This is a genomic window from Paraburkholderia sp. Ac-20340 (assembly GCF_017104965.1).
Taxonomy (GTDB): Bacteria; Pseudomonadota; Gammaproteobacteria; order Burkholderiales; family Burkholderiaceae; genus Paraburkholderia.
The window spans coordinates 23,500-49,411 of sequence record NZ_JAAGPR010000035.1 but is presented as its reverse complement, the minus strand read 5'-3'; the positions used below and the strand labels follow the sequence as shown (position 1 = coordinate 49,411).

The following is a 25,912-nucleotide window of genomic DNA, read 5'->3' as shown; positions in this document are numbered from 1 at the left end:
CTCATTCAGACGCGCCGCGCCGGCAGCGTGCCCGAAACCCGCGCGATCAATCGTGCAGGCTGAAATCGAACGGTTGCGAGTAAGCCGCGCGCACCGGCTGGCCATCCTCCAGGTATGGCTTGCAGGAGCTGTTGCGCATCGCGTCCATCGCCGCGTCGTCGAGACGGCTGTAGCCGCTGGACTTGCGCAGTTCGATGTTCTCGATCTTGCCGGTCAGGCCCACCACGAAGTGCACGAGCGCGGTGCCGGTTTCGCCGCGGCGCTTCGAGAGCGTCGGGTAATCCGGCTCGACGATACGGCAGTCGAGGTGCGAAACGTTCTTCGGTGCGGACAGCGCCATCACCGGCTTGGCCGGCGCCGGAGCGGCGGCTTGTGGCGGCGGGGGCGCGGCGGGCGTGGGCGGCGACGGATCGGCGGGCGCGGGCGTTTCGATCGCGTGCTGCGAAGGCGCAGCGGCGACGGGCAACGGCGGCGTGGGCGTCGGTTTCTGCTTCGGCTGGGCCTTGGGCTTTTCGCGCTTGACCGGCACCGGCTTGGGCGGCGGCGGAGTCGGCGTGGACTGAATCGCGGCGGGCGCGGCGACCGGCTCGGGCTTGAGCAGTTCGGCCGTGATCGATTGCGATTCGAGCGCGATGGGCTTGGCGTCGTCGTGGTGCGTGAGCACGACGGCGATGAGCGCGGCGTGCAGCGCGAGCACGATCGCCGTCGCGGTCACGACTCGGCGGTTCGTGCGCAAGGCGGGGAACGTCAGCGCTTGGGCGGTGGTTTGAGAAGCCTGCATGTTAGCGTGGCCGCCCTGCAGACGACGGCGCAAAAGGCAGGCAACGCGTCGCTACGGGCAGCTTTATGGGCGAAAGATCAACAGCGAGATGCACACGGTGGTCACAAATCCGATCAGCAATTCCATCCCATCCTCCAGAGAAAGGTGCGAGGGCTAGCTGGCTGGTCGTGAAACTGGCTTGCTGTCGGCGATAAAGCGCTCGATGCCTTGAGCGTTTGGGCGATGCGCGTTTTTGCAGGCTGGAAACGCGCATCACGAAAATCAGGCGGCCTTGCGCTCGTAAAACGTCATCGGCACGACATGCGGCACGGCCACGACCGGCAGGCTGTGGTGATGCGTCACGCCGCAGCGGCTGGCGCACACGCCGCTTTGCGCCAGCACGTCGCGCACGGACTCCTCGCACTTGCCGCAGCAGGTCGCGACGCCGAGCTCGAATTGAAGCTCGTCGAAAGAGTCCATGCCTTCCGCAATGGAAGCACGAATCGTACGGTCGGAGACGGACTTGCACACGCAGACAATCATGATGGAGCGCGAGAGTGAGTTAATGCGAATTATTATCATTATGTTTGTCCCGTTTGGCAAGCATGCAGACAGAATTTTTGTAACAAAACCGGATGCTTAGCAGGGATTTTGCTCTGGATCAGAGCGCGGCGAGCTTGGCGAAGAAAGTGCCGGATGGCCGCAGGAAGAGGGCCAGATGCCGAAAGATGGATGTAAGCGTGGGGTCAGAACGCACGCATCGATGCGCGCGATTTTGCTCCGCTCAGTTGCCCGCTCAGGCCGCGTTGGCTTCCAGTTCGCGGGTGCGGCGCGAGGGGATCTGGACGCACTCCACGGGCGCTTCGATGGCAAGCAACGCCGATGCGAGCGCGCGCAGATGTGCGCCGTCGCTGGTCGAACACAGGCGCACGCTGGCGCCGCCGCTTTCGCTGGAAGCCGTGGCCGAGCGCAAACCGTGCTGGTCGAGCACGCGTTCGAGCTGGCGCGCGATGGCCACGCTCGTATCCACCAGCGTCATGCGTTCGCCGACGATCGAGCGGATCGCCGCATCCAGAAACGGGTAGTGCGTGCAGCCGAGCACGAGAGTGTCCGCGCCGGCATCGAGCATCGGCTGGACGTAGCCGCGCAGCAGCGCGACCAGTTCAGGCGAGCCGATATCGCAACGCTCGACCGCTTCAACCAGACCGTGGCCCGGCTGGCTCAGCACGCGCAGGTCGTTGGCGTGGCGCTCGACCAGCGCCTGGAAGCGCGCGCTGCGCAGCGTCACCTGAGTGGCGAGCACGCCCGCTACGCGCGATTTCGACAGCGCCGCCGCCGGCTTCACGCCGGGCTCCACGCCCACGAGCGGGATCGGCAGGCGCGCGCGCACGAATTCGATCGACTGCGCCGTGGCCGTGTTGCAGGCCACCACCAGCGCCTTCGCGCCCTGCGCCACGAGCCATTCGCCGATCGCGAGCGTGCGGTCGGCGATGAAATCGTCGTCGCGCTGGCCGTAGGGCGCATAGCGCGAATCGGCCACGTAGATCACCGGTTCCTGACCCAGATGCGCACGCACGGCGCGCAGCACCGACAGGCCGCCCAGACCGGAATCGAAGATGCCGATGGGGGCGCCAGGCGCAGCGCTGACAGGAGCCGGATGATTCACGTGAGTCGGGAAGCGGGAAAAAATACGGGGAAGCGCTTGCGCCGCAGGCCGCATCCGCAAGCGCGCGGATGCGGCCGTAGCGCAATCAGAATCAGGATTCTACCGAACCCATCATGGTCTGCTGGTAATTCTGGATGCCGACCTTGCCGATCAGGTCGATCTGCGTTTCGAGCCAGTCGATGTGCTCTTCGGTGTCGTCGAGAATCTTCGTGAAGATTTCACGCGAAACGAAATCGCGCACCGATTCGCAATAAGCGATGGCTTCCTTGCAGGTGCCCTGGGAAATGTACTCGAGCTTCAGATCGCATTCGAGCACTTCCTGGGTTTCTTCGCCGATCAGCAGCTTGTGCAGGTCTTGCAGATTAGGCAGACCGTCGAGCATGAAAATACGTTCGATGAGCCAGTCGGCGTGACGCATTTCGCCGATCGACTCGTCATATTCGTGCTTGCCGAGTTTTTCGAGGCCCCAATGCTTGTACATACGGGCGTGCAGGAAGTACTGGTTAATCGCGGTCAGTTCGTTCTTGAGCTGCGCGTTCAGATATTCGATGACTTTCTTGTCGCCTTGCATAGTTTTTCCTTCCTTGTGGGGGCGTGCAGGTTTTAACACTGGGTGGAACAATAAACGCTCAATACACAAAAGCCAAGGTGCAATCTGCGTCAAATTGCAGCCAAATGCGATTATTTGCAGCGTGCTGAGAATTAGTCTCAGTACGTTTCGTGTTACCCAAAAAAAACCGGGGCGCTGGGCCCCGGTTTTTCTATTTCGGCGTTTCTATTGAGCGCCGATTATCTCGCAGATTGCGAATCAAGCGATCAAGCCGTCGCGACCGGAATCTTGCCGATCTTTGCCTGCCATTCGGCGGGGCCCGTCTTGTGCACCGACGTACCCGACGAATCGACGGCCACCGTCACCGGCATGTCCTGAACGTCGAACTCGTAGATGGCTTCCATGCCGAGGTCTTCGAACGCCACGACCTTCGAGCCGCGGATCGCCTTCGACACGAGGTAAGCCGCGCCGCCCACGGCCATCAGGTAAGCCGCCTTGTGCTTCTGGATGGCTTCGATGGCGACCGGGCCGCGCTCGGCCTTGCCCACCATCGAAATGAGGCCCGTTTGCGAGAGCATCAGTTCGGTGAACTTGTCCATGCGGGTCGCGGTGGTGGGGCCTGCCGGGCCGACCACTTCGTCGCGCACCGGATCGACCGGGCCGACGTAATAGATCACGCGGTTCTTGAAGTCCACCGGCAGCTTTTCGCCCTTCGCCAGCATGTCGGCGATACGCTTGTGCGCGGCGTCGCGGCCCGTGAGCATCTTGCCCGAGAGCAGCAGCGTCTGGCCCGGCGTCCACGAAGCGACTTCTTCCGGCGTGAGCGTGTTCAGGTCGACGCGCTTGCTGGTTTCCGTGTTCGGTTCCCAGTTGACCTTCGGCCATGCGTCGAGCGACGGTGCTTCCAGCTTCGCCGGGCCCGAGCCGTCGAGCACGAAGTGCGCGTGGCGCGTGGCGGCGCAGTTCGGGATCATCGCGACCGGCTTCGAGGCGGCGTGCGTGGCCGTCGCCATGATCTTGACGTCGAGCACCGTGGCGAGACCGCCCAGACCTTGCGCGCCGATACCGAGCGCGTTGACCTTCTCGTGCAGTTCGACGCGCAGTTCTTCGATCCAGTCCTGCGGGCCGCGCTTGATGATGTCCTGAATGTCGATGGACTCCATCAGCGATTCCTTCGCCATCAGCATCGCCTTTTCAGCGGTGCCGCCGATGCCGATGCCGAGCATGCCCGGCGGGCACCAGCCTGCGCCCATCGTCGGCACGGTCTTGAGCACCCAGTCGACGATCGAGTCGGACGGGTTGAGCATGACGAACTTCGACTTGTTTTCCGAGCCGCCGCCCTTGGCTGCAACCTGAACATCGACCTTGTCGCCCGGCACGATCTCGTAGTGGATCACGGCCGGCGTGTTGTCTTTCGTGTTCTTGCGAGCGCCTTCGGGCGGCGACACGATCGATGCGCGCAGGACGTTGTCCGGGTTCAGATAACCGCGGCGCACGCCTTCGTTGATCATGTCGGTGACGCCCATCGTCGCGCCGTCCCAACGCACATCCATGCCGACCTTCACGAAGATCGTGACGATGCCGGTGTCCTGGCAGATCGGGCGCTTACCTTCGGCGCACATGCGGCTGTTGGTGAGGATCTGCGCGATCGCGTCCTTCGCGGCCGGGCTTTCCTCGAGCTCATAGGCGCGACCCAGCGCCTCGATGTAGTCCTGCGGATGGTAGTAGCTGATGTACTGGAGCGAATCCGCAATGCTCTGGATCAGGTCTTCCTGCTTGATGACGGTCATGGCTAGCTTCTATGGGGACGGGGTGATTCGAATTGTGGAATTTTTTATTTTGACCAGACGCCGGTTTGCATCGGCTTTATTCGGTTTCCGCGACCTCGCGCACTGGCGCGGGCGCCGGATGACGCGCGGCGAGATCGTGATAATGCTCGGGATGCGTATGCGTGGTGATGCGGTCGATCCAGGCCATCACCAGCGCGGAGAGCAGGAACGCGATGTGAATGGCCACTTGCCAGATCACGGTGCGCTCGGAAACGGCGTCCGGGTTGATGAAGGTTTTCAGCAGATGAATCGACGAAATGCTGATCAGCGCCATCGCGAGCTTGACCTTCAGCACGCCGGCGTTCACGTGGTCGAGCCATTCGGGCTCGTCGGGATGGCCTTCGAGGCCCATGCGCGAAACGAAGGTCTCGTAGCCGCCCACAATGACCATGATGAGCAGGTTGGAAATCATCACCACGTCGATCAGACCGAGCACGGCCAGCATGATGCTGGTTTCGTCGAGCGACATCGCGTGGCTGACGAGATGCCAGACTTCCTTGATGAACAGCACGCAATAGACCGTCTGGCCGACGATCAGCCCCAGGTAGAGCGGCACCTGGAGCCAGCGGCTCATGAAGATGACGCTGGGCAGCAGACCCATACGGCGGCGGGACAGGGCAGCAGACTTCGCGGCGGACGACTTGGGGCGTGCGGCGGACATGGGCGTTTCACGTAGGGCGGAAATCGGGCGGGGTCCACGGGGCGCCGCGCGCGCCGCGCCGAGTCTGCTGTCTTGATGCAGGCTCTCGCCGATCGCGCCGCCGCGCCTCTGGGGCCGGGCGGGCGCTATTGTAACGCGTCGGCGCGACACTTCGCCGCGATGAGGGCAGCGAATCTTTCAGGGTCATTACACGCGTGGCGCCGATGCCGCGCGAGCCTTGTCAGGAGGCGACGGGCGGCACGCGTCGGGTCTTGAAACTCGCCAGTGCGATGCCGGCAATCACGCAGGCGAGCGCGATGCCGTGCGCGGGCGTGGGGCGCTCGCCCAGGAACACCATGCCGTAGAGCGCGGCCGCCACCGGCAGCACAGCCGTGAAGACCCCCGCGATACTGCCCGGCACGTGACGGATGCCCATCATCCACAACACGAAAGAGAACACACTGGCCGACAGCCCGTACCAGAGCACGAGGCCCCAGATGCCGGCGGGCACGCTCGCATAGTCGAACGAGAACGCGGCGTGCAGACCCACCGGCAGCATCAGCAGAAAGCCGAACAGATGCGTGTACGCGCAGATTTCGAGCGGCGCCAGCGTCTGCGTGAGACGGCGCGAGAGGATCACGTAAAGCGATTCGCAGCACACGGCGCCCAGCACCATCAGGTTGCCCGCGAACGAGCCGGGATTGGCGGCGCTCGCATCGACATGCGCCAGATTGATCACGGCGATGCCCGCAATGGCGAGCGCGATCGATGCGAACGCACGGGCATCGGGCCGCTCGCGCAGAAACAGCCACGAGAACAGCGCGACGATGGCCGGAATCGTGCTGGTGATGACGCCTGCGGCCACGGCGCTGGTGCGATGCACGCCGCCGAGCATCAGCAGCGTAAACCCGAATGTACCGAAGAGCGCCTGCAGGAACAGATTGAGCCATTCCCCGCGCTTCACGCGGCGCATGCGGGCGACGCGCAGCAGGGGCCAGAGCACCGCGAGCGCGATCACGAAGCGCAGCAACGCAAACAGATCAACGGGTAAAAACGCAACGATCGTTTTGCCGATGCCGACATTGCTGCCCACGAGCAGCATGGCGGCGACGAGAAAAAGTGAATGACGGTTCAAGCTGGAATCCTGGCGCTCAGATCAGTTAGCATTCTAAATGGCCGTTTAAGAGGTCGCTATCGCGCGCCTGCGTAAGTAGCGGGTAAGTTGCAGCGCTTAATCTTCGAAAGATGCGTTCGAGGATGCGTTCGAGACAAGCGCCTGGACGCAACGCGCCAACGCAGCCGCTCGCGAACGCGTCGCTAAAGATCACAGGAAAGCTCGCCGCCCGCGCTCAGGCCACAGAGGGCGCGGCGGCACACAGGAGACGGCGCGCGCAGGCATCGCAGATGCTGCGCGTGTCCACGAGTTTGACGTTTCATCTTCACCAAGGGGTTGTCGATGTCTGCGATTGAATCGGTTCTTCAGGAACATCGTGTGTTTGCGCCGTCCGCGCAAACGGTGGCCAACGCAACGGTGTCCGGCATGGAGGCTTACAAGGCGCTCGCCGCCGAAGCCGAACGCGATTACGAAGGTTTCTGGGCGCGCCTCGCGCGCGAAACGCTGACCTGGCAAAAGCCCTTCACCAAGGTGCTCGACGAGTCGAAGGCACCGTTCTACACGTGGTTCGAAGACGGCGAACTCAACGCTTCGTACAACAGCCTCGACCGTCACGTCGAAGCCGGTAACGGCGAGCGCGTCGCGATCGTCTTCGAAGCCGACGACGGCACCGTCACCAACGTTACCTACCAGGACCTGCTCGCGCGCGTCTCGCGCTTCGCCAACGCGCTCAAGAAGCGCGGCGTGAAGAAGGGCGACCGCGTCGTCATCTATATGCCGATGTCGGTGGAAGGCGTGGTGGCGATGCAGGCCTGCGCGCGCATTGGCGCGACGCATTCGGTGGTGTTCGGCGGCTTCTCGTCGAAGTCGCTCAACGAACGCATGGTGGACGTGGGCGCGGTCGCGCTCGTGACCGCCGACGAACAGATGCGCGGCGGCAAGGCGCTGCCGCTGAAGAATATCGCCGACGAAGCCCTCGCCATGGGCGGCTGCGACGCCGTGCAGACCGTGTTCGTCTACCAGCGCACGGGCGGCAAGGTCGCGTGGAAGGAAGGCCGCGATCTGTGGATGCACGACGTCTCGGCGGCCGAAAGCGACACCTGCGCGCCGGAACCGGTGGGCGCGGAGCATCCGCTCTTTATCCTGTATACCTCGGGTTCGACGGGCAAACCGAAGGGCGTGCAGCACAGCACGGGCGGCTATCTGCTGTGGGCCGCGCAGAGCATGAAGTGGACCTTCGACTACAAGCCCGACGACGTCTTCTGGTGCACGGCCGACATCGGCTGGATCACGGGCCATAGCTACATCGCCTACGGACCGCTGACGATCGGCGCGACCCAGGTGGTGTTCGAAGGCGTGCCCACGTACCCGAACGCGGGCCGCTTCTGGGAGATGATCCAGAAGCACAAGGTCACGCTGTTCTACACGGCGCCTACGGCCATCCGCTCGCTCATCAAGGCATCGGAAGCCGATGCGAAGGTGCACCCGAAGAGCTATGACCTGTCTTCGCTGCGCATTCTGGGCACGGTCGGCGAGCCGATCAATCCCGAAGCGTGGATCTGGTACTACGAAAACGTGGGCGGCAAGCGTTGCCCGATCGTCGATACCTGGTGGCAGACGGAAACCGGCGGCCACATGATCACGCCGCTGCCGGGCGCGACGCCGCTCGTGCCGGGTTCGTGCACGCTGCCGCTGCCGGGCATCATGGCCGCGATCGTCGACGAAACCGGCCAGGACGTGCCGAACGGGCAGGGCGGCATTCTGGTCGTCAAGCGTCCGTGGCCCGCGATGATCCGCAATGTCTGGGGTCAGCCGGAGCGCTACAAGTCGGGCTACTTCCCCGAAGAACTCGGCGGCAAGCTGTATCTGGCCGGTGACGGCAGCGTGCGCGACAAGGAAAGCGGCTACTTCACGATCATGGGCCGTATCGACGACGTGCTGAACGTCTCGGGTCACCGCCTGGGCACGATGGAAATCGAGTCGGCGCTGGTGGCGAATCCGCTCGTGGCCGAAGCCGCCGTGGTGGGCCGTCCCGACGATACGACCGGCGAAGCCGTGGTGGCCTTCGTGGTGCTCAAGGCCACGCGCCCGCATGGCGACGACGCCGTGAAGCTCGCCAACGAACTGCGTGCCTGGGTGGGCAAGGAGATCGGGCCGATCGCCAAGCCGAAGGACATCCGCTTCGGCGAGAACCTGCCGAAGACGCGTTCGGGCAAGATCATGCGCCGTCTGCTGCGCTCGCTCGCGAAGGGCGAGGCGATCACGCAGGACGTCTCCACGCTGGAAAACCCGGCGATTCTCGATCAGCTCGGCGAATCGCTGTAAGTCGACGCTTCAAGTCGACGATTCACGTCCAAGCTGGACGCCGCGACAGGCTCGCGGCGTCCTTCGCACTCTTCCCAATTGCCGCGTCTGCGCCTTTTTGCTAAACAGGCGCATGGCCGCGCCACGCACCCAACCGCCGAACAATCCCAATCCCTTGCCCGAGCCGCCGCCGGTCAGCCGGGCGATGGCGCTCGCGCATCGGCGTTACTGGCGCTTTAACGTCGCGCTGATCGCCGTGCTGATGACGATCGGCTTCACGGTCTCGTTCGTCGCGCCGCTGCTCGCGCGCGCGCTCGACGGCGTGCGCTTTGCCGGCTTCAGCCTGCCGTTCTACCTCGGCGCACAAGGCGCGATCCTGGTCTACGTGGCGCTGGTGGTGATCTATATCGTGCTGATGCAGCGCGCCGACCGCGAATTGCAGGCCGCGCGCGAAGCCGAAGCCGCGATCCGCGACGCCCGCGAGGCGCCGCCACGATGAAGCTCGCGCATCGGCTTATCCGTTCCTACGCGCTTTATACGCTCGGTTTTCTCGGCTTCGTTTTCGTGATGTGGCGCATCGAACGCGTCACGGGCCCGGGCATGTGGATCGGCTACGTGTTCCTGTTCGTGCCGATCGCCGTGTATGCCGTGATCGGCCTGCTTTCGCGCACGTCGGACCTGGTCGAATACTACGTGGCGGGGCGGCGCGTGCCATCGGTGTTCAACGGCATGGCGACGGCCGCCGACTGGCTCTCGGCGGCTTCGTTCATTGGCCTCGCCGGTTCGCTCTACGCGAGCGGCTACGACGGCCTGGCGTATCTGATGGGCTGGACCGGCGGCTACTGCCTCGTGGCCTTTCTGCTCGCGCCTTATGTGCGCAAACTCGCGCGCTACACCATCGCGGATTTTCTCGGCACGCGCTTCTCGAGCAACCTCGTGCGCGCACTGGCCGTACTCGCGACGATTCTCTGCTCGTTCATCTATCTGGTCGCGCAGATTCAGGGCGTAGGGCTGATCGCCGTGCGCTTTATCGGCGTGGATTTCGCCATTGGCATTTTCTGCGGGCTGGCGGGCATTCTCGTGTGCTCGTTTCTGGGCGGCATGCGCGCCGTGACGTGGACGCAGGTGGCGCAATACATCATCCTGATCGCGGCGATTCTGATTCCGGTTTCGTTGATTGCGCATCGAGATGGTTTGGGCTGGGTGCCGCAACTCGATTACGGCCGCGTGATGCAGCGCGTGGAAACGCTCGAACGCGACGTGCGCGATGCCGGCGCCGAAGCGAACGTGCGCGAAGAATATCGTCATCGCGCGGCGCTCTGGCAATCGCGGCTCGACGCGTTGCCGCAATCGTATGTCGAAGAGAAGACACGCCTGGTCGATTCGCTGGTGAGTCTGCGTCGACATAATGGCCCGCTGCGCGATATCGATTCGCTCGAACACGAGATCGCGCGTTTCCCGCGTGACCCGGAAGCCGCGCGTGCAGCCTGGACGCAGCAGCGCGACGACCTGCTCGCGCGCGCCACGCCGCCGGTGCCGATGCACGAACCCTTTCCCGCCGAAAGCGACGAAGCGCGGCAGATTCACGAGCGCAATTTTCTGTCGCTGCTGCTGTGTCTGTCGCTGGGCACGGCGAGCCTGCCGCATATTCTCACGCGCTACAACACGACGACTTCGGTGGCGTCGGCGCGGCGCTCGGTCGGCTGGACGCTGTTTTTCGTCGCGCTGTTTTATTTGACGGTGCCGGTGCTGGCGGTGCTGATCAAGTTCGAGATTCTTTCGCACCTGGTCGGGCAGCATTTCGACGATTTGCCGCATTGGGTCATGCAGTGGCGGCGTATCGAGCCTTATATGATTGGCGTCGCCGATGTGAATGGCGATGGCATCGTGCATTGGAGCGATATCCAGATGCAGCCCGATATGGTGGTGCTGGCCGCACCGGAAATTGCGGGCTTGCCGTATGTGATGTCGGGCTTGATTGCGTCGGGTGCGCTGGCCGCCGCGCTTTCAACCGCCGATGGCTTGCTGCTGACGATATCGAATGTGCTTTCGCACGATGTCTATTACCACATGGTCGATCCGAATGCGTCGAGTCAGCGGCGCGTGACGATGTCGAAGATTCTGCTGCTGGGCGTGGCCTTGTTCGCTTCGTGGGTGGCTTCGCTCAATGCCGGGAATATCCTGTTTCTGGTGGGCGCGGCGTTTTCGCTGGCCGCTTCGAGTTTATTTCCGGTGCTGGTGCTGGGCGTGTTCTGGAAGCGCACGACGCGGCTGGGCGCGGTCGCGGGCATGGTGGCGGGGCTTGCCGTGTGCGTGTATTACATCGTTTCGACTTATCCGTTCTTTACCCAGCTTACGGGTTTTGAAGGCGCGCGATGGTTTGGCATCGAGCCGATCAGTTCAGGCGTGTTTGGCGTGCCAGCCGGGTTTCTGGTGGCGATTCTGGTGAGTCTGGTGGACCGCAAGCCGGATCAATATACCGTGGCGCTAGTGGATTATATTCGGCATCCTTAGTGTTTTATTGCGGTATCGATAAACGATACCTGCGGTGTTATCGGGTTGGCCTTTCTGAATGGAACAAGGTGGGTAGGGCGCGACGCGCGAGAATGCGGGTGTCGCGGACCGCTTGGGTTATCCGATGCTGTATTTGTAGGGCAAAGTAACGAGTACGATGGTTTGCGTTGGTCCACGAGACCGCTATCCAGCGACAGGAATGCTCACAGGACTGTCAAGTCGAGCTGGCCGATCTGTCGGAGATCGGATGCATATTCATGCGTTCCGAGATGCCGGATTTTGAACCAGCCGCAACCATGCACCTTCCCTCCAATAGCACGCCATCTCTCGCAAAACGATAAATCCTCACCCAGAAAGAAACCGTCTGGCGATACCATCTCGTTGAAAATTCCAGGCATGCACGGATTGCTTTGGAAGAAATTTGCCTCACCGCTCGAGAGTCTCACCATCAACTCTGGGTAAGCATCGATCATTTGAATAAAGACATCTCGACGGATCAACATCAATCCCATACCTGCGGAGGCGATCTGGAAGGGCTCATCGAGCGAGACGTGTCCGCCGCCTGGGAGTGGGTGAAATGTTCCATAGACCCCCGCAACGGAGGGCAACAATCGTGATGGCAAATCCGGATATTTTCGCGCAGCGTCTGCCACCCTGTCCCAGTTGATATATTTCTGCGAATAGATTGCCGCCATGATGTCATGGTCAAAGTCGAGCATTCGCATGACATCGGCGGCGTCAAAGGCAATGTCGGAATCGACAAATAGAAGATGGGTTGCCCTTTCATCCTGCAGAAAGCGGGAAAACAACATGTTTCTTCCTCTTGAAATCATGCTGTTGTTTTTTACATATTGAAAAGTAAACTCTCGTCCAGAGTTCAGGATCGCTGCCTGTAAATCAAGAAGCGAGCATGTGTACGATCCATAGCATTGATCATTGTAGATTGGTGTTGCAACAAAAATCCGTTCGAGACCTGTATTCATTTTATTTAATTTAAGTGATCTTTTGTTAAATGAGCCGCCGAAAAGTGGTGCTTTAAAATATTTCGGCGGCCCGTTTTTATTTAAATTTAAAACTTATAAAAATAATTGACTTAAATTAGTGGTGCAACGAAGTAAGCAGCATTGGCTCGCCTGCCGCTTGCGTTGCTTGCGCCAAAGTGCCTCCAGTAGAACCAGGGGCGTAGGACGCCATCGCCGCGATCTGCGTGGTGTTGTCGGTGCTAGACCAACTCATCAGGTTCTGGCCATAGGTTTGAACATAGCTACCCGTGACCACAGTAGTCGTGTCGCCTGAACCGAAGTCAGTCAACGACGTGTTCGTTCCCAGAGAGACGACGTTACCGGACCCGTTCATCCAAACGTTCACGTTGCTGGAATTTGAACCCGAAACTGTGTTGCTGTCGCCCCTGATCGCGACGCTATTTGATCCACCTGCCAGTACTACGCCGATACGCATTGCGACCGTAGCGGTTCTGAGTGAGCAGATTTCAAAGGCCGAAGTCCGCAGTACTCGGCACGTTTGATCTGTCGCTATTAATATTCAATCTGTATGCCCACTTTTTTTATAAGACAAATCTGAAATTTTTCGATGTCGTCCGAGTCAGTTGCAGCTGCAGTCTTTTCGGTTGATATCAAAAACGATTTGAGAACTGCTGCGCGTTGCTTTCGGCGTAGTGAGCGTGCGACGCGGCAGACCTTGAATAAGGTCAGGCAGGAAGGTCGTATGGAAAGGACTGAAGGCGATTGTGAATTCGACTTCGACAGTTCAGGCTGTCGATGAACGTATCCTCTGCGCAGCGTAGACATCCCGCTCGTACCAGCTTCGACTCCAGCGAGATTGCGGACAACGTTCGACCGGCTATTCCGGCGATATGCTGCGAGCGACGCTCGCAGAGCGGACCTCATCGATCTTTGTTTGGCGTCGCCGTTCGCTTGCGATAGCTGGCGCTTGCGTGGAACGCCGGTGGGATTTATCGGCTTGCGACGGACGCGAACGACAGAAGGGCGATTTGATGGACAGCTGATGAGCTAGAAAAGCAAAGGCCCTGTAAATCTGGCGATTTACAGGGCCTTTGACAGTGTTCTGGCGGAGAGACGGGGATTCGAACCCCGGATAGGTTATTAACCTATACACGCTTTCCAGGCGTGCGACTTAAACCGCTCATCCATCTCTCCTGCGGGACGCGCATTATAGCAGACTCCTGGCGGGATTGGAAATGTCGATGCCAGGGCAAGCGATTAGCCGGCCTTGCAGCCCGCTCACGCGTCAGCCAAAAAAGCGCGCAAGACAGTTAGCACGCCTGTTTCAAGCGGCCATACAGCGGGTTTTACAGCCACGAACCCTTCACAGCACCGCACGAATCCTTGCCGCGACCGCCTCCAGTTCGGCCTTGTCCGCCATGTCGCGCGCGTGCATGCGCAGTTCTTCGCCCTTGCGGCGGGGAATCAGATGGAAATGCACGTGCGGGACGGTCTGCCCGGCGGCCGCGCCGTTGAACTGCGCGATCATCAGGCCATCGGGCTTGAGCGCGCTGCGCAGCGCGTCGGCCATCTTCTGCACCATCGCCATCGCGGCAGTCAGCGCTTCGGGCGACAGCTCGTAAATTTCCTCGGCGCCTTCTTTCGGCAGCACCAGCACGTGACCTTCGGACTGGGGCATCACGTCCATGATCGCGACGGCCGCGTCGTTTTCGCAGAGTTTGATGGAGGGAATCTCGCCGCGCAGCAGCTTGGCGAAGATGTTGTTGTCGTCGTAGGCCATGGAGTCCTCGGGGTCTTGTTGGACGATCCTTCTGCATGACCGGTGCATATGCACCGGAACGCATCGGGGCCGCGCTGAAAGGGAAGTGTTGGGCAAGCCCTGCAACCGCAGCGCCCGATTATCGCCGAGACATGCAGGCGGCTGTCCGTGTTCCTGCACGTTTTTTGAAGCGGGTGCATCATAGTGTTTCTCGCAGCGCGCGCGACGACGAATGTCTGATACGGAGCACCACGTATGGCAACGACCGATCTCGAAGCAGCCCAATCCGCCCGCGAAGCCACTGGCTCAGGGGCGTGGCGATTCATATCCCAACTGCTGGCACGCGCCGATGTGATCGTCAACGGTCCGCGACCTTGGGACATGGCGATCCACGATCCGCACGTGCCCGAACGCGTGCTGGCGCTCGGCAATCTGGGCCTCGGCGAGGCCTATATGGACGAGCAGTGGGACTGCGAGCAACTCGACGAATTCTTCTCCCACGTCCTGCGCGCTCATCTCGACGATCAGATCGATCCTGCCCGGCTCGTTTTTCATTCGCTCAAGGCCCGGTTGATGAACCGGCAGACGGCGCGCCGCGCGTGGAAAGTCGGTCAGCAGCACTACGACATCGGCAATGCGTTTTACGAAGCGATGCTCGACAAGCGCATGACCTACACGTGCGGCTACTGGGCGGGCGGTGCAAAGACGCTGGACGAGGCGCAGGAAGCCAAGCTCGATATGATCTGCAGAAAGCTGGGGCTCAAGCCCGGCATGCGTCTGCTCGATATCGGCTGCGGCTGGGGCAGCTTGATGAAATTCGCCGCGGAGCATTACGGCGTGTCGTGCGTGGGCGTGACGATTTCGAAGGAGCAGGCCGCGCTGGGCGCCGCGCGTTGCGAAGGTCTGCCGGTGGAATTTCGTCTGCAGGACTACCGGCTGCTCGACGAAAAATTCGATCGCGTCGCCAGCGTCGGCATGTTCGAGCACGTCGGGCCCAAGAATTACCGCACCTATATGGAAGTGGCGCATCGTTGTCTCGACGACGAAGGCCTGTTCCTGCTGCACACGATCGGCAAGAATCGCCGCGATACGACGCCCGATCCGTGGGTCGACAAATACATTTTCCCCAACGGCGAATTGCCGACGATCGGTCAGGTAGCCGATGCATCCGGCGGCCTTTTCGTGACCGAAGATCTGCATAATTTCGGCGCCGATTACGATCGCACGCTGATGGCCTGGCACGCGAATTTCGAAGCGGCCTGGCCGCGCTTCGAAGCGGAAATGGGGCGCCGCTTCTATCGCATGTGGCGTTATTACCTGCTGTCGTGCGCGGGCGCTTTCCGGGCGCGCGATATCCAGTTGTGGCAGTTCGTGCTGTCGAAGAACGGCGTGCCGGGTGGTTATCGTCGTCCGTGAATGAGTTTTAGCCCATAAAAAAGGCTGCGAGCGATACACGCCGCAGCCTTTTTCTATTTGCGCGGATGAATTAGCGCATCACGGCCGCGACGGTCGCGATCCCCAGAATCGTCATCAATACCGAGGCGCAGACGTGAATCGCGATTTCGCCCGCGGCCCAGCCAAAGCGGCCGTTTTGCAGATGCGCGACGACTTCGGCGGAAAAAGTCGAGAACGTCGACAAGCCGCCCATGCAGCCGGTAATCACGAACAGACGCCACTGCGGCGAAACATCGGGCAGGCGCGCGAAGGCCGCGAGCGCGACGCCGATGACATAGCCCGCGATGATGTTCGATACGAGCGTGCCGAGCGGCAGCGTCGGAAACAGCGCGTTCAGCCGCAGGCTGAGCACCCAGCGCAGCAGCGAGCCGAGCGCGCCGCCAATGCCGACGGCGAGAATGGACAGGTACATGGTCGGAGGTCGTTGGATGTGCAATGAAAGCCGGACCGCCTGGATGCCATTGCGCGCACGTCCAGACAGCCGGGATTCGACCTCGGAGTGTAGCACCGCGTATTTCCCGCCGCGCCGCGTGAGCGACGTGGGCGGCGTCAGGCGAGTCCGCCGTTGGCGCGCAGCGTTTGGCCATCGACCCAGCCGCTATCCGGGCCTGCCAGGAACGAGACCACGGCGGCGATATCGTCGGGCTGACCGAGGCGCTCCAGCGGCGGCAGGCTCGCGAAATGGCGGATCTGTTCTTCGGTTTTGCCTTCGAGGAACAACGCGGTCGCAACCGGTCCCGGCGCCACCGCGTTCACCGTGATGCTGCGCCCGCGCAATTCCTTCGCGAACACGCGCGTGAGCGCTTCGACCGCGCCTTTGGTGGCGTTATAGATGCCGTAGCCCGGCAGATTGAGCGCCAGCGCCGTGGTCGAGAAGTTGATCACGCGTCCGCCATCGGCGAGCTTTGCGGCGGCCTCGCGCATCGTGTTGAGCGTGCCGCGCACGTTGATGTCGAACATTTCGTCGTAGACCGCGTCGGTGGAATCGGCGATCGTCGCCAGCTTCATCACGCCCGCGTTGTTGACTAGCACCGTGGGTTGGCCGAGCTTTTCGACCGTGGTGTCGAACAGATGGCGCACTTCTTCGGACTTCGCGATGTTGGCCTTCACGGCGATGGCGCGGCCGCCTTCGCTGGCGATCTGCGCGACCAATGCTTCGGCCTCGCGCGCACTGGAAGCGTAATTGACGACGACCGCGTGGCCGTCGCGCGCGAGCCGCAGCGCGAGCGCCGCGCCGATGCCGCGCGATGCGCCCGTGACGATGACGACGCCGCGCGTCGTGGAAAGAGATTGCGTCGATGTGCTCATGATCTGGCTCCGTTCGGTTCGGGATGCTTCGGGACGCTTGGGGAAGCTTGTAAAGCGGGAACGGGCTCGATCATGCTGGAAATCCCGCCCCGGATCATTGCCCGGGGACGGGTTTCATCATTCCATTTCGATTAACAATGCGGCGGAAACCGCCTTCAGTACGCGATGCAGACCGATTTCGTCTCGGTGTACGAGTCGATGATCGCGCGGCCGTGCTCGCGGCCGATGCCCGACGCCTTGAAGCCGCCGAAGGGCAGGGCCGGATCGACCATATTGTGCGTGTTAACCCAGACGGTGCCGGCTTCCACGGCATCGACCACACGCAGCGCGCGATCGAGCTGGTTGGTCCACACGCTCGCGCCCAGGCCGTACTCCGAAGCGTTGGCGGCGGCGATGGCTTCCTCCACGTCGTCGTAAGGCATGGCCACCAGCACCGGGCCGAAAACCTCCTCGCGCACGACGGTGAGCGCTTTGTTGGCGGCATTGGCGATCACTGTCGGCTCGACGAAGAAGCCCGCGCGTGGCGCGCTGCCGCCGCCCGCGACGATTTCGCCGCCTTCGGCGCGGCCCTGGGCGATCATGCCGGCGACCTTGTCGCGATGGCGCGCGGACACGAGCGGGCCCATCTGCGTCGCCGCGTCGAAGCCGGAGCCGAGCACCGTGTTGCGCGCGACCTGCGCAACGCCATCGACGATCTCGTCGAAGCGCGCGCGCGGCACATACAGGCGCGAGCCGGCCGTGCAGACCTGACCGTGATTGAAGAAGATCGCGCCCGCCGCGCCTGCGATCGCGCGCTGCGGATCGCAGTCGTCGAGCACGATCACCGGGCTCTTGCCGCCGAGTTCGAGCGAGACGCGCTTGAGATCGTCGGCGCACTGGCGGCCGATGATGCGGCCCACTTCGGTCGAGCCCGTGAACGTGACTTTATCGACGCCGGGATGACGCACGAGCGCCGCGCCCGCCGTTTCGCCCTGACCGGTGACGACGTTGAACACGCCGGGCGGGAAGCCGGCTTCGTGCGCGAGTTCGGCCAGGCGGATGGCGGTGAGCGGCGTTTCCTCGGCGGGTTTGAGCACGACGGTGCAGCCGCAGGCGAGCGCCGGGGCGATCTTCCACACGGCCATCAGCAAGGGGAAATTCCACGGCACGATCGCGGCGACCACGCCCGCGGGCACACGGCGCGTCGAGGCGTTGTAGCGCACGCCCGGCGGAAAGGCGAGCGAGAGATCGACGGTGCTGCCTTCGATCTTGGTGGCCCAGCCCGCCATATAGCGCAGCCATTGCACGCTGCCGCCCACTTCGAGCAGCTTCGAAAAGCCGAGCAGTTTGCCCTGATTGAGCGTTTCGAGCGCGGCGAGTTCGTCGCCGTTGCGCTCCACCAGATCGGCGAGTTTGAGCAGCAGACGCTCGCGTTCGGCGGGCGGCATGCGTCGCCATGTGTCGGCGCGAAAGGCGCGGCGCGCGGCGTGCACGGCGGCGTCGATATCGGCGTCGCTGGCGTCGGGCACCTGGGCGATCTCGGCGCCCGTGGCCGGATTGAATACGGCGAAGGTGCGATCGTTGCCGCTCGCGCAGAAGCGGCCATCGACGAACATCTGCGTGCGGATCGTATGCGTGAAGTCCTGGCGGTCCATTGCGTCTCCTGAATAATGTGTCGAAGTGTGGGGCTAGCGGAAGTCGGCGGAGATGGCGCGCGTGTCGAAGTGCGCGACGCGCCGCTTCCGCGGTGTGGCCTGCGCCGAAGCACAGACAAGATTGAGTACGGCCGCGCCGAGAAACAGCACGTAATAGCCCTGACCAAAGCCCCAGGTGGTCGTTGCGAACGTTGCGCCTGCAACCATGCCGATGTGATGGGCGATGCCGGGGCAACGGCCTTGTCCGCCATGATGGGCGTGATCGTTGCGAAGCAGCGTGGGGAGCGTCAGTGCATCGAGTACCGTGAAAACAGGCGCGGCATAGGGCGCCCAGGGGGCGAAAACATCGAGCGTCAACGATGCCAGCAGCACGCCGCGCAGCATGAAAAGCCATAGCAGCGCGTGACGACGCTCGATTCGTTGCAGGTAAGCGCCCGCACCGATCGCGGCGCCGAGCGGCACAAGCAGATGCGCAAGCGAAAGCGGACCCGCACCGCACAGCGCAAACAACTGGAAGCGCGCGAGCAGGCCGCTCGACATACCGGCGAGCCACGCAGCGCCGATCATCGCGCCGTTCAGATTCGGCGTTCCCGCTCTACGAGCAATGCTGACGAATTGACGTGCTTTCGGCGCGATCCTGCGAGCGCTCATCAGCAGCGCAAAGCCCGCAAGCACAAGCGGCAACGCGGCGTGCGTGGCGCCTGCGCGTGCCTGGCTGGCGGCGAAGCTCATTGCCGCCATCGTCAGTACGAGCGCAGTCGCGGTAAATATCGTTGCGCGCGCACCTGAATGGCGGGCGAACATCGGCGGCAGAAGCGCCATCGCCAGCAGCGCAACGGCGCTCGCGGCGAACGCAGCGACACGATCGCCGGCCTGCATCGCGCCCAGCATCGTGCCGGCCGCGAGCGCCGCTGCGCCCGCCGTCACTGCGCACCAGAACATCGTTGCGCGCCACATGGCCTTGCCCTTACTTCTTGCTGCCGCAGCACGAAGGCGCGGCTTCAGGCGCGCCGTCCTGCACGCTATGCGGATCGCGTCCGCCCGGCAGATCCATCGCCGGATTGCCCTGGAAGAAGTTATTCGGCTTGAGCATGAAACCGGCGTACTCCACCGGCATGACGGGGAAGTCCTCGGGCTTGCAGACATGCGTATGACCGAAGCTGTGCCACAGCACGATATCTTCGTTTTCGATGTTGCGATTCGCCTCGATATAACGCGGCAGACCGTCGCCGCCTGCGTGCTGGTTCGGATAGTCGCCGCTCGCGTAGCGCTGCGTCGTGTCGAATGGCGTGACCCAGACATGGCGCGTGGCGAAGCCGCCGCGCTGGCGCACTTTCGAATCCGGATCGGCGAGCATCAAGGGCGAATCGTTGACGATGAGCTTGTAGCCCGGATTCGCGCCCACGCGATTTTTCACATTCGGATTGACGACCTTCCAGTAGCGACCGGTCTGACCGTTGGCATTGCGCGCCGCTTCCTGTTCGGTCTTGAGCACGCGCTTCGCGGTGTCGAACACGTTGCCATAGGGATTGTCGCCACCCATCGGGCGCGGCACGAATTCGTGTTCCGTGACCGAGTTCTTCTCGCCGTCGACCATCATATGCAGACGCGCATTGAAGAAGTGCTGATGCGTGGGGCCGCCGAGGTTTTCGGTGATCATGCCGCCCCACGGATACGTACCGCCATCGGCCACCGCCGAGGTCTGCACGATGCCGGTGAGTTTGCATTCGAGCTGGATCGTGCCGTCCTGATAGAAGTACCAGTAAAAGCCGTAGTCGTAATTGCCCACCGTGGCGAAGAAGGAAATCACGAGGCGGCGCGAGCGGCGCATTTCGAATACGCCGGTGCGGAATTCATAGTGTTTCCAGAGCGTGCCGTAATCTTCTTCGTGCAGACACACGGCATTCTTCATCGTGAAGCTATTGCCGAAATCGTCGGCGGAAGGAATGTCGAAATAGCGGATCGTGCCGAGACAATCGCAACCCAGTTCGAGTTGATTGGCGAGTTTGCCCAGACCATATTCGCCCGCATCGAACGCGCTCTTCCAGTAATGGTTCGTGGTGGGATCGGAATAGGGCACGCACATCTCCGTCACGCTCGCGCGATAGACGATCGGGCGCGGCGCGCTCTTGCCGTCGTCCCACGTGATCTGATGCAGCACGAGGCCTTCGCGCGGCGTGAAGCCCACGCGGAATGTCCAGTTCTGCCAGGCAACCTGCCAGCCGTCGATCGTGAAGCTCGGGCCTTCGGGCTGGCTGATCGACAGCGGCCTGACGGTGTCGCGCGGCGCGCCCAGGCTCGGCGTGTCGTAGTTGTGCTTCGCTTTGGGAACCGGAATGATGCGGCCATCGTCGACCAGATCGATCACTTTCTGTTCGAGCAGATCGACCACGGCCACCACGCCTTCGATCGGATGCGCGTAGCCGTTGTCCGTCACGTTTTCGCGGTAGTAACTCACGCAGCGCACCAGACGGCGACCCCCTTCGCCCGGACGATCGAAGGCGCCCGCGGAAAACGGATCGACCTGCACGTTGACCAGATCCGCTTCGCTCAGGCCGCGCTTCTTGATCGCCTCGCGCCACGCGAGATCTTCCTTGACGATGCGCTCCGCGTTGATGAACTCTTCGATCATCACCGGCGGCTGGCCGAACGGCGCGCTTTGCAGCGCGAGCGGCGTGCGCGACTGCACTTTCTTTTCGCGCAGATCGACCACGAATTCGATGGTCTGGCTGCGCGTGCGATCGATGGCGATCACAAAGGCGCAACGCGAAAAATAATCGCCCTGTTTCCACGCCACGACTTCGGCCTTGGGCGGCTCGTGCAATTCGGTCACGGGAAAGCGGCCGTATTCGTCTAACTGTTCGGCGGCCTTCACGATGTCACAGGCGAGCTGCATTTCGGCGAGGCTCAGCGGGTCGAGCGGATGCGCGTTCGGATTCGTGTTCATAAGCGTTTCGTAAGGATGACGATGGGCCGCAACGGCGGCGAAAAGCGGGCCGCTCCGTGGCGTTTCAGGGCATGACCGCAAGGGCGATGTCGTGTCGTCATCGTAGAAACGCCATATTTTTTTCGCGCTTGCAAAACGCGCCAAAGGGGCGATAGAGTGCGCCAGAGACAGAGCGAACCCAACATCAAGAAGCGGCCGCCGCGCATGCCGGCAACAAGGCGACGTGCATGCCTGTGCGTAGACGGCCCACTGGAGAGAGACATGAAACGAGTCCCTGTCAGCAACGGTTTTCCGATGATTCGCGGCGCCGTGATGGGGCCCATCGTGCGTGCGCTGGACGCAGCGGGCGCCGACTGCGATGCCGTACTGGCTGAATTCGGATTGAGCCGCAGACAGCTTTCCGACCCTTATGAAATTGTGCCGCTCGGACGCTATGTGGGCGCCTTCGAACGTGCGGCGCAGGTGCTCGACGAACCGTCGCTCGGGCTGCGTTTAGGCAATGAATTGCAGCTCACGGAAATGGGGCCGCCCGGGCTGGTTTTTATGTCTTCGCCTACGCTGGGCGCCGCCATCCGTAAATTCACCGATGCGCTGGCTTCGTGGCAAAGCGGCACGCTGGTGGACCTCGTGCGCGATAACGCCTGGCCGAAGTGGAGTTACCGCGTTGCGCACGCGTCGATCTGGCCGCGCAGTCAGGACGCCGAATACAGCATGAGCGCGATGTGCCACATGATTCGCCTGGTTTATGGCGCTTCGTGGATGCCGGTGGAAGTGCATTTCGAGCACGCCGCGCCCGCCGATCTCAAGCCTTATCAACGCATTTTTCGCGTGCCGGTGCGTTTTCAGCAGCCTGAAAACGGCGTGGTTTTGCATCCGCACGATCTGGACGCGCCGCTCAAGAGCGCCGATACGCAGATGGCCCGCATGATGGAGCGCCACGCGACCGATCTCATCAAACGCGATACCGTGCCGCATAACCTCGTCGATCAGGTGCGCGAACTCGTGACGCGGCGCCTCGCGCGCGAAAAGCTCGTGGTCGCCGATATCGCGCGCGATCTGGGTTTATCGGATCGATCGTTGCAGCGCCATCTGGCGGAGGCGGGCACGTCGGTGCGCGAGATCATTCGCGAGGAGCGCCAGCGCAGCGTCGCCACATTGCGCGAGCAGGACGGGATGACCAATGCCGCTGTCGCGCGTGCCGTGGGTTACGCGGACGCAACCGTCCTGTGGCGCGCGACGAGAAACTGGGGCCAGCAGGGATAGGCCCGTTTGTAATGAATTTGTCGGTTTGACGAAGCCATCGACGATTAAAAAAATCATTCGTCATCCCAATCAAATTTCACGCCAATATCGCGTTAAGTAAAAACCCGCAGCCGTATTGGCGCACTTTATCGAAAATTTGGCGCGATCAGCCAGGTCGCCCGATTTTTTAGCTGCCTACCATGCGCTCCAATCGAATCTCGAAAACGCATCGGCGAGATCCGGTCCCCGAGCGCCTGAGGCACACGGTTCATCCATCGTGTCGTGTGGCGCAATCAGAACAGACCCCAGCAGAGGCAACGATGAACGAACCGTATTCAAGCGCCGGCCTTGTCGGCGACGCCGAGTCAGACCGCGTGGCCGCGCCGCGCAGTCTGCTCGGCCTGTGGCAAATCGTGTTTCTCGTGATCTCCGCAGCCGCACCGCTCACCGGCATGCTGGGCGCTGTGCCGCCCGCCATCAGCCTGGGCAACGGCGCCGGCATTCCGGGCGCTTTCGTGATAGCGGGCGCTGTGTTGCTCGTGTTCAGCGTGGGCTTTGCATCGATGAGCCGGCATATCGTGCGGGCCGGCGCGTTCTACGCGTACATCACCGCGGGATTCGGGCGGCCGCTCGGCATGGCGGGCGCGCTTGTCGCGCTGCTGTCGTACACCTGCATCCAGATCGCGCTGTACGGGCTATTCGGTTTCTTTTGCACCGTCGTGCTCGGGCCGCTGCTGCATAGCGCGATGCCCTGGTACGTTTATTCGTTAGCGTGCGTCGTCATCGTGCAGATCACGGGCTTGCGCGGCATCGATCTCAACAGCCGTCTGCTCGGCGTGCTGATGTGCCTCGAAATGGGCATCCTGCTGGTGCTGTCGATTGCCATCGTGATCCATCACGGCGGACCGGACGGCCTGACGCTCGCGCCGTTCTCGCCGCAACACGTTTTCAGCGGTCACATGGGCATTGCGGTGATGTTCGCGCTGGCATCCTTTATCGGTTTCGAGGCCACCGCCATTTACGGCAAGGAATGCCGCGATCCCAAGGTCACGGTGCCGCGCGCGACCTATGTGTCGGTCACGCTGATCCTGGTGTTTTTCGCCTTCGTGACGTGGGCGATCGTGTGCGCGTACGGCCTGAAAGATGTCGCCGATGTGGCCACCAAACAGCCGGGCGATTTCTGGTTCATCCAGTCCGCGAAATATCTGGGCGGCGCGATGACGACCACCATGAGTTTCCTGCTGCTTTCCAGCATTTTCGCGAGCCTGCTGTCGTTCCATAACACCATCGTGCGCTATATCCACGCGCTTTCGGTCGAAGGCATTCTGCCCGCGAAGCTCGACCGCCTGCACCCGAAATACGGCTCGCCGTATCTTGCGAGCTATCTGCAGACGCTCACGGTGGCGGTGCCGGTCGCGCTCTATGTGGTCGCAGGCGCCGATCCGTTCAATATCGTCTTTAGCTGCACCTCGGCGCTGGGCACGATCGGCATCGTCATGCTGCAGGCGGTCACGAGTTTTTCGGTGGTGGCGTATTTCCGCGCGACGAAAAAAGACACGCGGCTCTGGCATGCGCTGGTTGCACCGGTGCTCGGCGGCTTCGGGTTGCTGTGGATCGGCTTCGTGCTGATCGGCAATCTGGACGCGCTCAGCGGCTCGGATAGCGCGATCGTGCGTTCGTTCCCGTGGATCGTGCTGGCGGTTGCATTGGCGGGTATCGCACTGGGCTATGTGCTCAAGCGCAGCCGCCCGGACGTGTACGCCCGCTTCGGACAGTAAAACAGCAGGGCGGCAGGGCAGCAGGACGCCTGGCAGGGAAGAACCCAGGCCGCAGGTTTCGCCCTCTGCGCAAATCGATACGTAATCCTATTCATAGTTTTACCCGCAATCTCCTCGCGGGCGGCGCGCGTTCGTGATTTTCGCGCGCCGCGAACCCACACCTCGAAACGATACCTACCGATATGGCAGATCAACTCGTCAAGCGCTCGGCGCTGGCGCTGGCTTCGTGCGCGCTCGCCACTCTCACGATGGGCGCCCACGCCCAGTCCTCCGTCACGCTGTATGGCACCGTCGATGCGGGCCTCGTCTATTCGACCAACCAGCAGACCACCCACGCCGATGGTCACACCGACGGCCATTCGAACTGGCAACTGGGCGGCGGCAATCTCGTGCCGTCACGCTGGGGTCTGACCGGCAGCGAGGACATCGGCGGCGGCACCACGGTGAATTTCACGCTGGAAAACAGCATCCTGACGCAGAACGGCGCGTTGCTGCAAAGCGGCACGCTGTTCAATCGCAATGCGTGGGTGGGTGTGGCGAACGGCACCTACGGCACGCTCACGCTCGGCCGCCAGTACGATCCGTTCTCGGACAATATGGGCGCGTACGCGTCGAGCAATAACTGGGCGACGCTGTACGGCTCGCATTTCGGCGATGTCGATAACCTCAACGAAGCGTTCAATTTCAATAACTCGCTGAAATACATCAGCCCGAGTTTTGGCGGCTTGACGCTGGGCGGCTTGTTCAGCCTTGGCGGCGTGGCGGGCAATTTCTCGCAGAATCGCGGCTGGTCGCTCGCGGCGAATTACTCGCACGGACCGCTTTCGCTTTCGGCGGGCTATCTGCAATTGCATAATCCGTTGCAGGCGGCGCTGGGCGGTGAGAGCGGTTATATCGGCGATCTCAGTTGCGCGAATGCCGACGCCTCGTATTGCGAATTGCAGAACGCGCAAAAGATCGATATCTGGGGCGCGGGCGGCTCGTATGTTTTCAACACCGTCACGGTGGCGCTGAGCTACACGCATACGCGTCTGTCGCAGAGCCAGTATTTCGCCAGCACGGCGCAACCGCAGGGCGCGAATATCTCATTCGATATCGCCGAACTCAATACGATGTGGCAATTCACGCCCGCGCTGCAATTCGGCTTTGCCTATATTTTCAACGACGCGCACCCGAGCGGCGGTTCGTCCACGCGCGTCCATCAGATCAACCTGGGCACGGTGTACAACCTGTCGAAGCGCACCGCGCTTTACGCGGTCGCCATCGGCCAGAAGTCGTCGGGTGCGGGGCTGGGTCTGGACGCTTCGGGTGGCACGCGTAATCTCGCGCAGATCCCGAATCTCGTGAACTCGGATAACGACAAGCAACTGGCGATCGTCGCGGGCATTCGCCACAACTTCTAAGGCCGCTGGAGGGCTTCGCTGCGCTG

At 62.1% G+C, this 25,912-nt stretch carries 21 protein-coding genes and 1 tRNA gene; 7 read left to right on the top strand and 15 right to left on the bottom strand.

Going from position 1 to position 25,912, the window contains the following annotated elements; all coding sequences use genetic code 11:
• Positions 1-46: 46 nt before the first annotated feature.
• From G3N59_RS30455 to G3N59_RS30425, 7 genes are all read right to left on the bottom strand, one after another.
• On the bottom strand, positions 47-781 hold the full coding sequence (locus G3N59_RS30455) for an energy transducer TonB (protein ID WP_205986545.1): 735 nt from the start codon (positions 779-781) through the stop codon (positions 47-49).
• Positions 782-1,042: 261 nt separating this feature from the next.
• Entirely contained in the window at positions 1,043-1,303 is a 261-nt protein-coding gene (locus tag G3N59_RS30450; RefSeq protein ID WP_205986544.1) for a (2Fe-2S)-binding protein, read from the bottom strand.
• Positions 1,304-1,556: 253 nt separating this feature from the next.
• Positions 1,557-2,426, bottom strand: a complete 870-nt coding sequence (gene murI / locus G3N59_RS30445; protein ID WP_346777967.1) for a glutamate racemase — start codon at positions 2,424-2,426, stop codon at positions 1,557-1,559.
• Between the two features lie 91 nt (positions 2,427-2,517).
• Entirely contained in the window at positions 2,518-2,997 is a 480-nt protein-coding gene (bfr, locus tag G3N59_RS30440; RefSeq protein WP_027817224.1) for a bacterioferritin, read from the bottom strand.
• A 245-nt stretch (positions 2,998-3,242) separates the two neighbouring features.
• Positions 3,243-4,766: a fumarate hydratase gene (locus tag G3N59_RS30435; RefSeq protein ID WP_205986543.1), complete on the bottom strand. Its 1,524-nt coding sequence runs from the start codon at positions 4,764-4,766 to the stop codon at positions 3,243-3,245.
• A gap of 76 nt (positions 4,767-4,842) precedes the next feature.
• On the bottom strand, positions 4,843-5,466 hold the full coding sequence (locus tag G3N59_RS30430; RefSeq protein ID WP_205986542.1) for a TIGR00645 family protein: 624 nt from the start codon (positions 5,464-5,466) through the stop codon (positions 4,843-4,845).
• Positions 5,467-5,686: 220 nt separating this feature from the next.
• Positions 5,687-6,580 (bottom strand): DMT family transporter, encoded by an 894-nt coding sequence (locus G3N59_RS30425; protein WP_205986541.1) that lies wholly within the window; start codon positions 6,578-6,580, stop codon positions 5,687-5,689.
• A gap of 321 nt (positions 6,581-6,901) precedes the next feature.
• Here G3N59_RS30425 and acs point away from each other — a divergent pair, with 321 nt between their 5' ends.
• The 3 genes from acs to G3N59_RS30410 all read left to right on the top strand — a co-directional run bounded on the left by acs (position 6,902) and on the right by G3N59_RS30410 (position 11,377).
• Positions 6,902-8,884, top strand: a complete 1,983-nt coding sequence (gene acs, locus G3N59_RS30420; RefSeq protein WP_205986540.1) for an acetate--CoA ligase — start codon at positions 6,902-6,904, stop codon at positions 8,882-8,884.
• A gap of 112 nt (positions 8,885-8,996) precedes the next feature.
• A complete protein-coding gene (locus G3N59_RS30415; RefSeq protein ID WP_205986539.1) occupies positions 8,997-9,362 on the top strand; it encodes a DUF4212 domain-containing protein in 366 nt (121 codons plus the stop codon).
• On the top strand, positions 9,359-11,377 hold the full coding sequence (locus G3N59_RS30410; protein ID WP_205986538.1) for a sodium:solute symporter family protein: 2,019 nt from the start codon (positions 9,359-9,361) through the stop codon (positions 11,375-11,377). The genes G3N59_RS30415 and G3N59_RS30410 overlap by 4 nt, the downstream gene beginning before the upstream one ends.
• Before the next feature lie 203 nt (positions 11,378-11,580).
• Here G3N59_RS30410 and G3N59_RS30405 read toward each other — a convergent pair whose 3' ends face one another.
• The 3 genes from G3N59_RS30405 to G3N59_RS30395 all read right to left on the bottom strand — a co-directional run bounded on the left by G3N59_RS30405 (position 11,581) and on the right by G3N59_RS30395 (position 14,140).
• Complete coding sequence (locus tag G3N59_RS30405; protein WP_205986537.1) at positions 11,581-12,360, bottom strand: hypothetical protein; 780 nt, start codon at positions 12,358-12,360, stop codon at positions 11,581-11,583.
• A gap of 1,103 nt (positions 12,361-13,463) precedes the next feature.
• A tRNA-Ser gene (locus G3N59_RS30400) sits at positions 13,464-13,554 on the bottom strand.
• A gap of 169 nt (positions 13,555-13,723) precedes the next feature.
• On the bottom strand, positions 13,724-14,140 hold the full coding sequence (locus G3N59_RS30395; RefSeq protein ID WP_205986580.1) for an HIT family protein: 417 nt from the start codon (positions 14,138-14,140) through the stop codon (positions 13,724-13,726).
• Positions 14,141-14,374: 234 nt separating this feature from the next.
• Here G3N59_RS30395 and cfa point away from each other — a divergent pair, with 234 nt between their 5' ends.
• A complete protein-coding gene (gene cfa, locus G3N59_RS30390; protein ID WP_205986536.1) occupies positions 14,375-15,535 on the top strand; it encodes a cyclopropane fatty acyl phospholipid synthase in 1,161 nt (386 codons plus the stop codon).
• A gap of 70 nt (positions 15,536-15,605) precedes the next feature.
• Here cfa and crcB read toward each other — a convergent pair whose 3' ends face one another.
• The 5 genes from crcB to G3N59_RS30365 all read right to left on the bottom strand — a co-directional run bounded on the left by crcB (position 15,606) and on the right by G3N59_RS30365 (position 21,463).
• Positions 15,606-15,986 (bottom strand): fluoride efflux transporter CrcB, encoded by a 381-nt coding sequence (crcB, locus tag G3N59_RS30385; RefSeq protein ID WP_205986535.1) that lies wholly within the window; start codon positions 15,984-15,986, stop codon positions 15,606-15,608.
• A gap of 137 nt (positions 15,987-16,123) precedes the next feature.
• Positions 16,124-16,882, bottom strand: coding sequence for an SDR family oxidoreductase (locus tag G3N59_RS30380; protein ID WP_205986534.1), 759 nt, complete (start codon positions 16,880-16,882; stop codon positions 16,124-16,126).
• A 155-nt stretch (positions 16,883-17,037) separates the two neighbouring features.
• Complete coding sequence (gene styD / locus G3N59_RS30375) at positions 17,038-18,477, bottom strand: phenylacetaldehyde dehydrogenase StyD (protein WP_277397951.1); 1,440 nt, start codon at positions 18,475-18,477, stop codon at positions 17,038-17,040.
• Positions 18,478-18,549: 72 nt separating this feature from the next.
• Positions 18,550-19,458, bottom strand: coding sequence for a hypothetical protein (locus G3N59_RS30370; protein WP_205986532.1), 909 nt, complete (start codon positions 19,456-19,458; stop codon positions 18,550-18,552).
• Positions 19,459-19,483: 25 nt separating this feature from the next.
• Positions 19,484-21,463 carry a primary-amine oxidase gene (locus tag G3N59_RS30365; protein WP_205986531.1) on the bottom strand — a complete coding sequence of 660 codons (1,980 nt, stop codon included), beginning with the start codon at positions 21,461-21,463 and terminating at the stop codon, positions 19,484-19,486.
• Positions 21,464-21,724: 261 nt separating this feature from the next.
• Here G3N59_RS30365 and G3N59_RS30360 point away from each other — a divergent pair, with 261 nt between their 5' ends.
• From G3N59_RS30360 to G3N59_RS30350, 3 genes are all read left to right on the top strand, one after another.
• Positions 21,725-22,726, top strand: coding sequence for an AraC family transcriptional regulator (locus G3N59_RS30360; RefSeq protein WP_205986530.1), 1,002 nt, complete (start codon positions 21,725-21,727; stop codon positions 22,724-22,726).
• A 299-nt stretch (positions 22,727-23,025) separates the two neighbouring features.
• Positions 23,026-24,483 carry an APC family permease gene (locus G3N59_RS30355; RefSeq protein WP_205986529.1) on the top strand — a complete coding sequence of 486 codons (1,458 nt, stop codon included), beginning with the start codon at positions 23,026-23,028 and terminating at the stop codon, positions 24,481-24,483.
• Positions 24,484-24,665: 182 nt separating this feature from the next.
• Positions 24,666-25,886, top strand: coding sequence for a porin (locus tag G3N59_RS30350; RefSeq protein ID WP_205986528.1), 1,221 nt, complete (start codon positions 24,666-24,668; stop codon positions 25,884-25,886).
• Positions 25,887-25,912: the final 26 nt, after the last annotated feature.

Bases quoted from the DNA above. Each gene is read 5' to 3' on its own strand.
- G3N59_RS30455 (WP_205986545.1), bottom strand. From the start codon at position 781: ATGCAGGCTTCTCAAACCACCGCCCAAGCGCTGACGTTCCCCGCCTTG.
- acs (WP_205986540.1), top strand. From the start codon at position 6,902: ATGTCTGCGATTGAATCGGTTCTTCAGGAACATCGTGTGTTTGCGCCG.
- G3N59_RS30405 (WP_205986537.1), bottom strand. From the start codon at position 12,360: ATGAATACAGGTCTCGAACGGATTTTTGTTGCAACACCAATCTACAAT.
- G3N59_RS30360 (WP_205986530.1), top strand. From the start codon at position 21,725: ATGAAACGAGTCCCTGTCAGCAACGGTTTTCCGATGATTCGCGGCGCC.
- G3N59_RS30395 (WP_205986580.1), bottom strand. From the start codon at position 14,140: ATGGCCTACGACGACAACAACATCTTCGCCAAGCTGCTGCGCGGCGAG.
- G3N59_RS30350 (WP_205986528.1), top strand. From the start codon at position 24,666: ATGGCAGATCAACTCGTCAAGCGCTCGGCGCTGGCGCTGGCTTCGTGC.
- G3N59_RS30365 (WP_205986531.1), bottom strand. From the start codon at position 21,463: ATGAACACGAATCCGAACGCGCATCCGCTCGACCCGCTGAGCCTCGCC.
- G3N59_RS30415 (WP_205986539.1), top strand. From the start codon at position 8,997: ATGGCCGCGCCACGCACCCAACCGCCGAACAATCCCAATCCCTTGCCC.
- G3N59_RS30410 (WP_205986538.1), top strand. From the start codon at position 9,359: ATGAAGCTCGCGCATCGGCTTATCCGTTCCTACGCGCTTTATACGCTC.
- bfr (WP_027817224.1), bottom strand. From the start codon at position 2,997: ATGCAAGGCGACAAGAAAGTCATCGAATATCTGAACGCGCAGCTCAAG.
- G3N59_RS30430 (WP_205986542.1), bottom strand. From the start codon at position 5,466: ATGTCCGCCGCACGCCCCAAGTCGTCCGCCGCGAAGTCTGCTGCCCTG.
- cfa (WP_205986536.1), top strand. From the start codon at position 14,375: ATGGCAACGACCGATCTCGAAGCAGCCCAATCCGCCCGCGAAGCCACT.
- G3N59_RS30355 (WP_205986529.1), top strand. From the start codon at position 23,026: ATGAACGAACCGTATTCAAGCGCCGGCCTTGTCGGCGACGCCGAGTCA.
- G3N59_RS30370 (WP_205986532.1), bottom strand. From the start codon at position 19,458: ATGTTCTGGTGCGCAGTGACGGCGGGCGCAGCGGCGCTCGCGGCCGGC.
- styD (WP_277397951.1), bottom strand. From the start codon at position 18,477: ATGTTCGTCGATGGCCGCTTCTGCGCGAGCGGCAACGATCGCACCTTC.
- G3N59_RS30435 (WP_205986543.1), bottom strand. From the start codon at position 4,766: ATGACCGTCATCAAGCAGGAAGACCTGATCCAGAGCATTGCGGATTCG.
- crcB (WP_205986535.1), bottom strand. From the start codon at position 15,986: ATGTACCTGTCCATTCTCGCCGTCGGCATTGGCGGCGCGCTCGGCTCG.
- G3N59_RS30380 (WP_205986534.1), bottom strand. From the start codon at position 16,882: ATGAGCACATCGACGCAATCTCTTTCCACGACGCGCGGCGTCGTCATC.
- G3N59_RS30450 (WP_205986544.1), bottom strand. From the start codon at position 1,303: ATGATTGTCTGCGTGTGCAAGTCCGTCTCCGACCGTACGATTCGTGCT.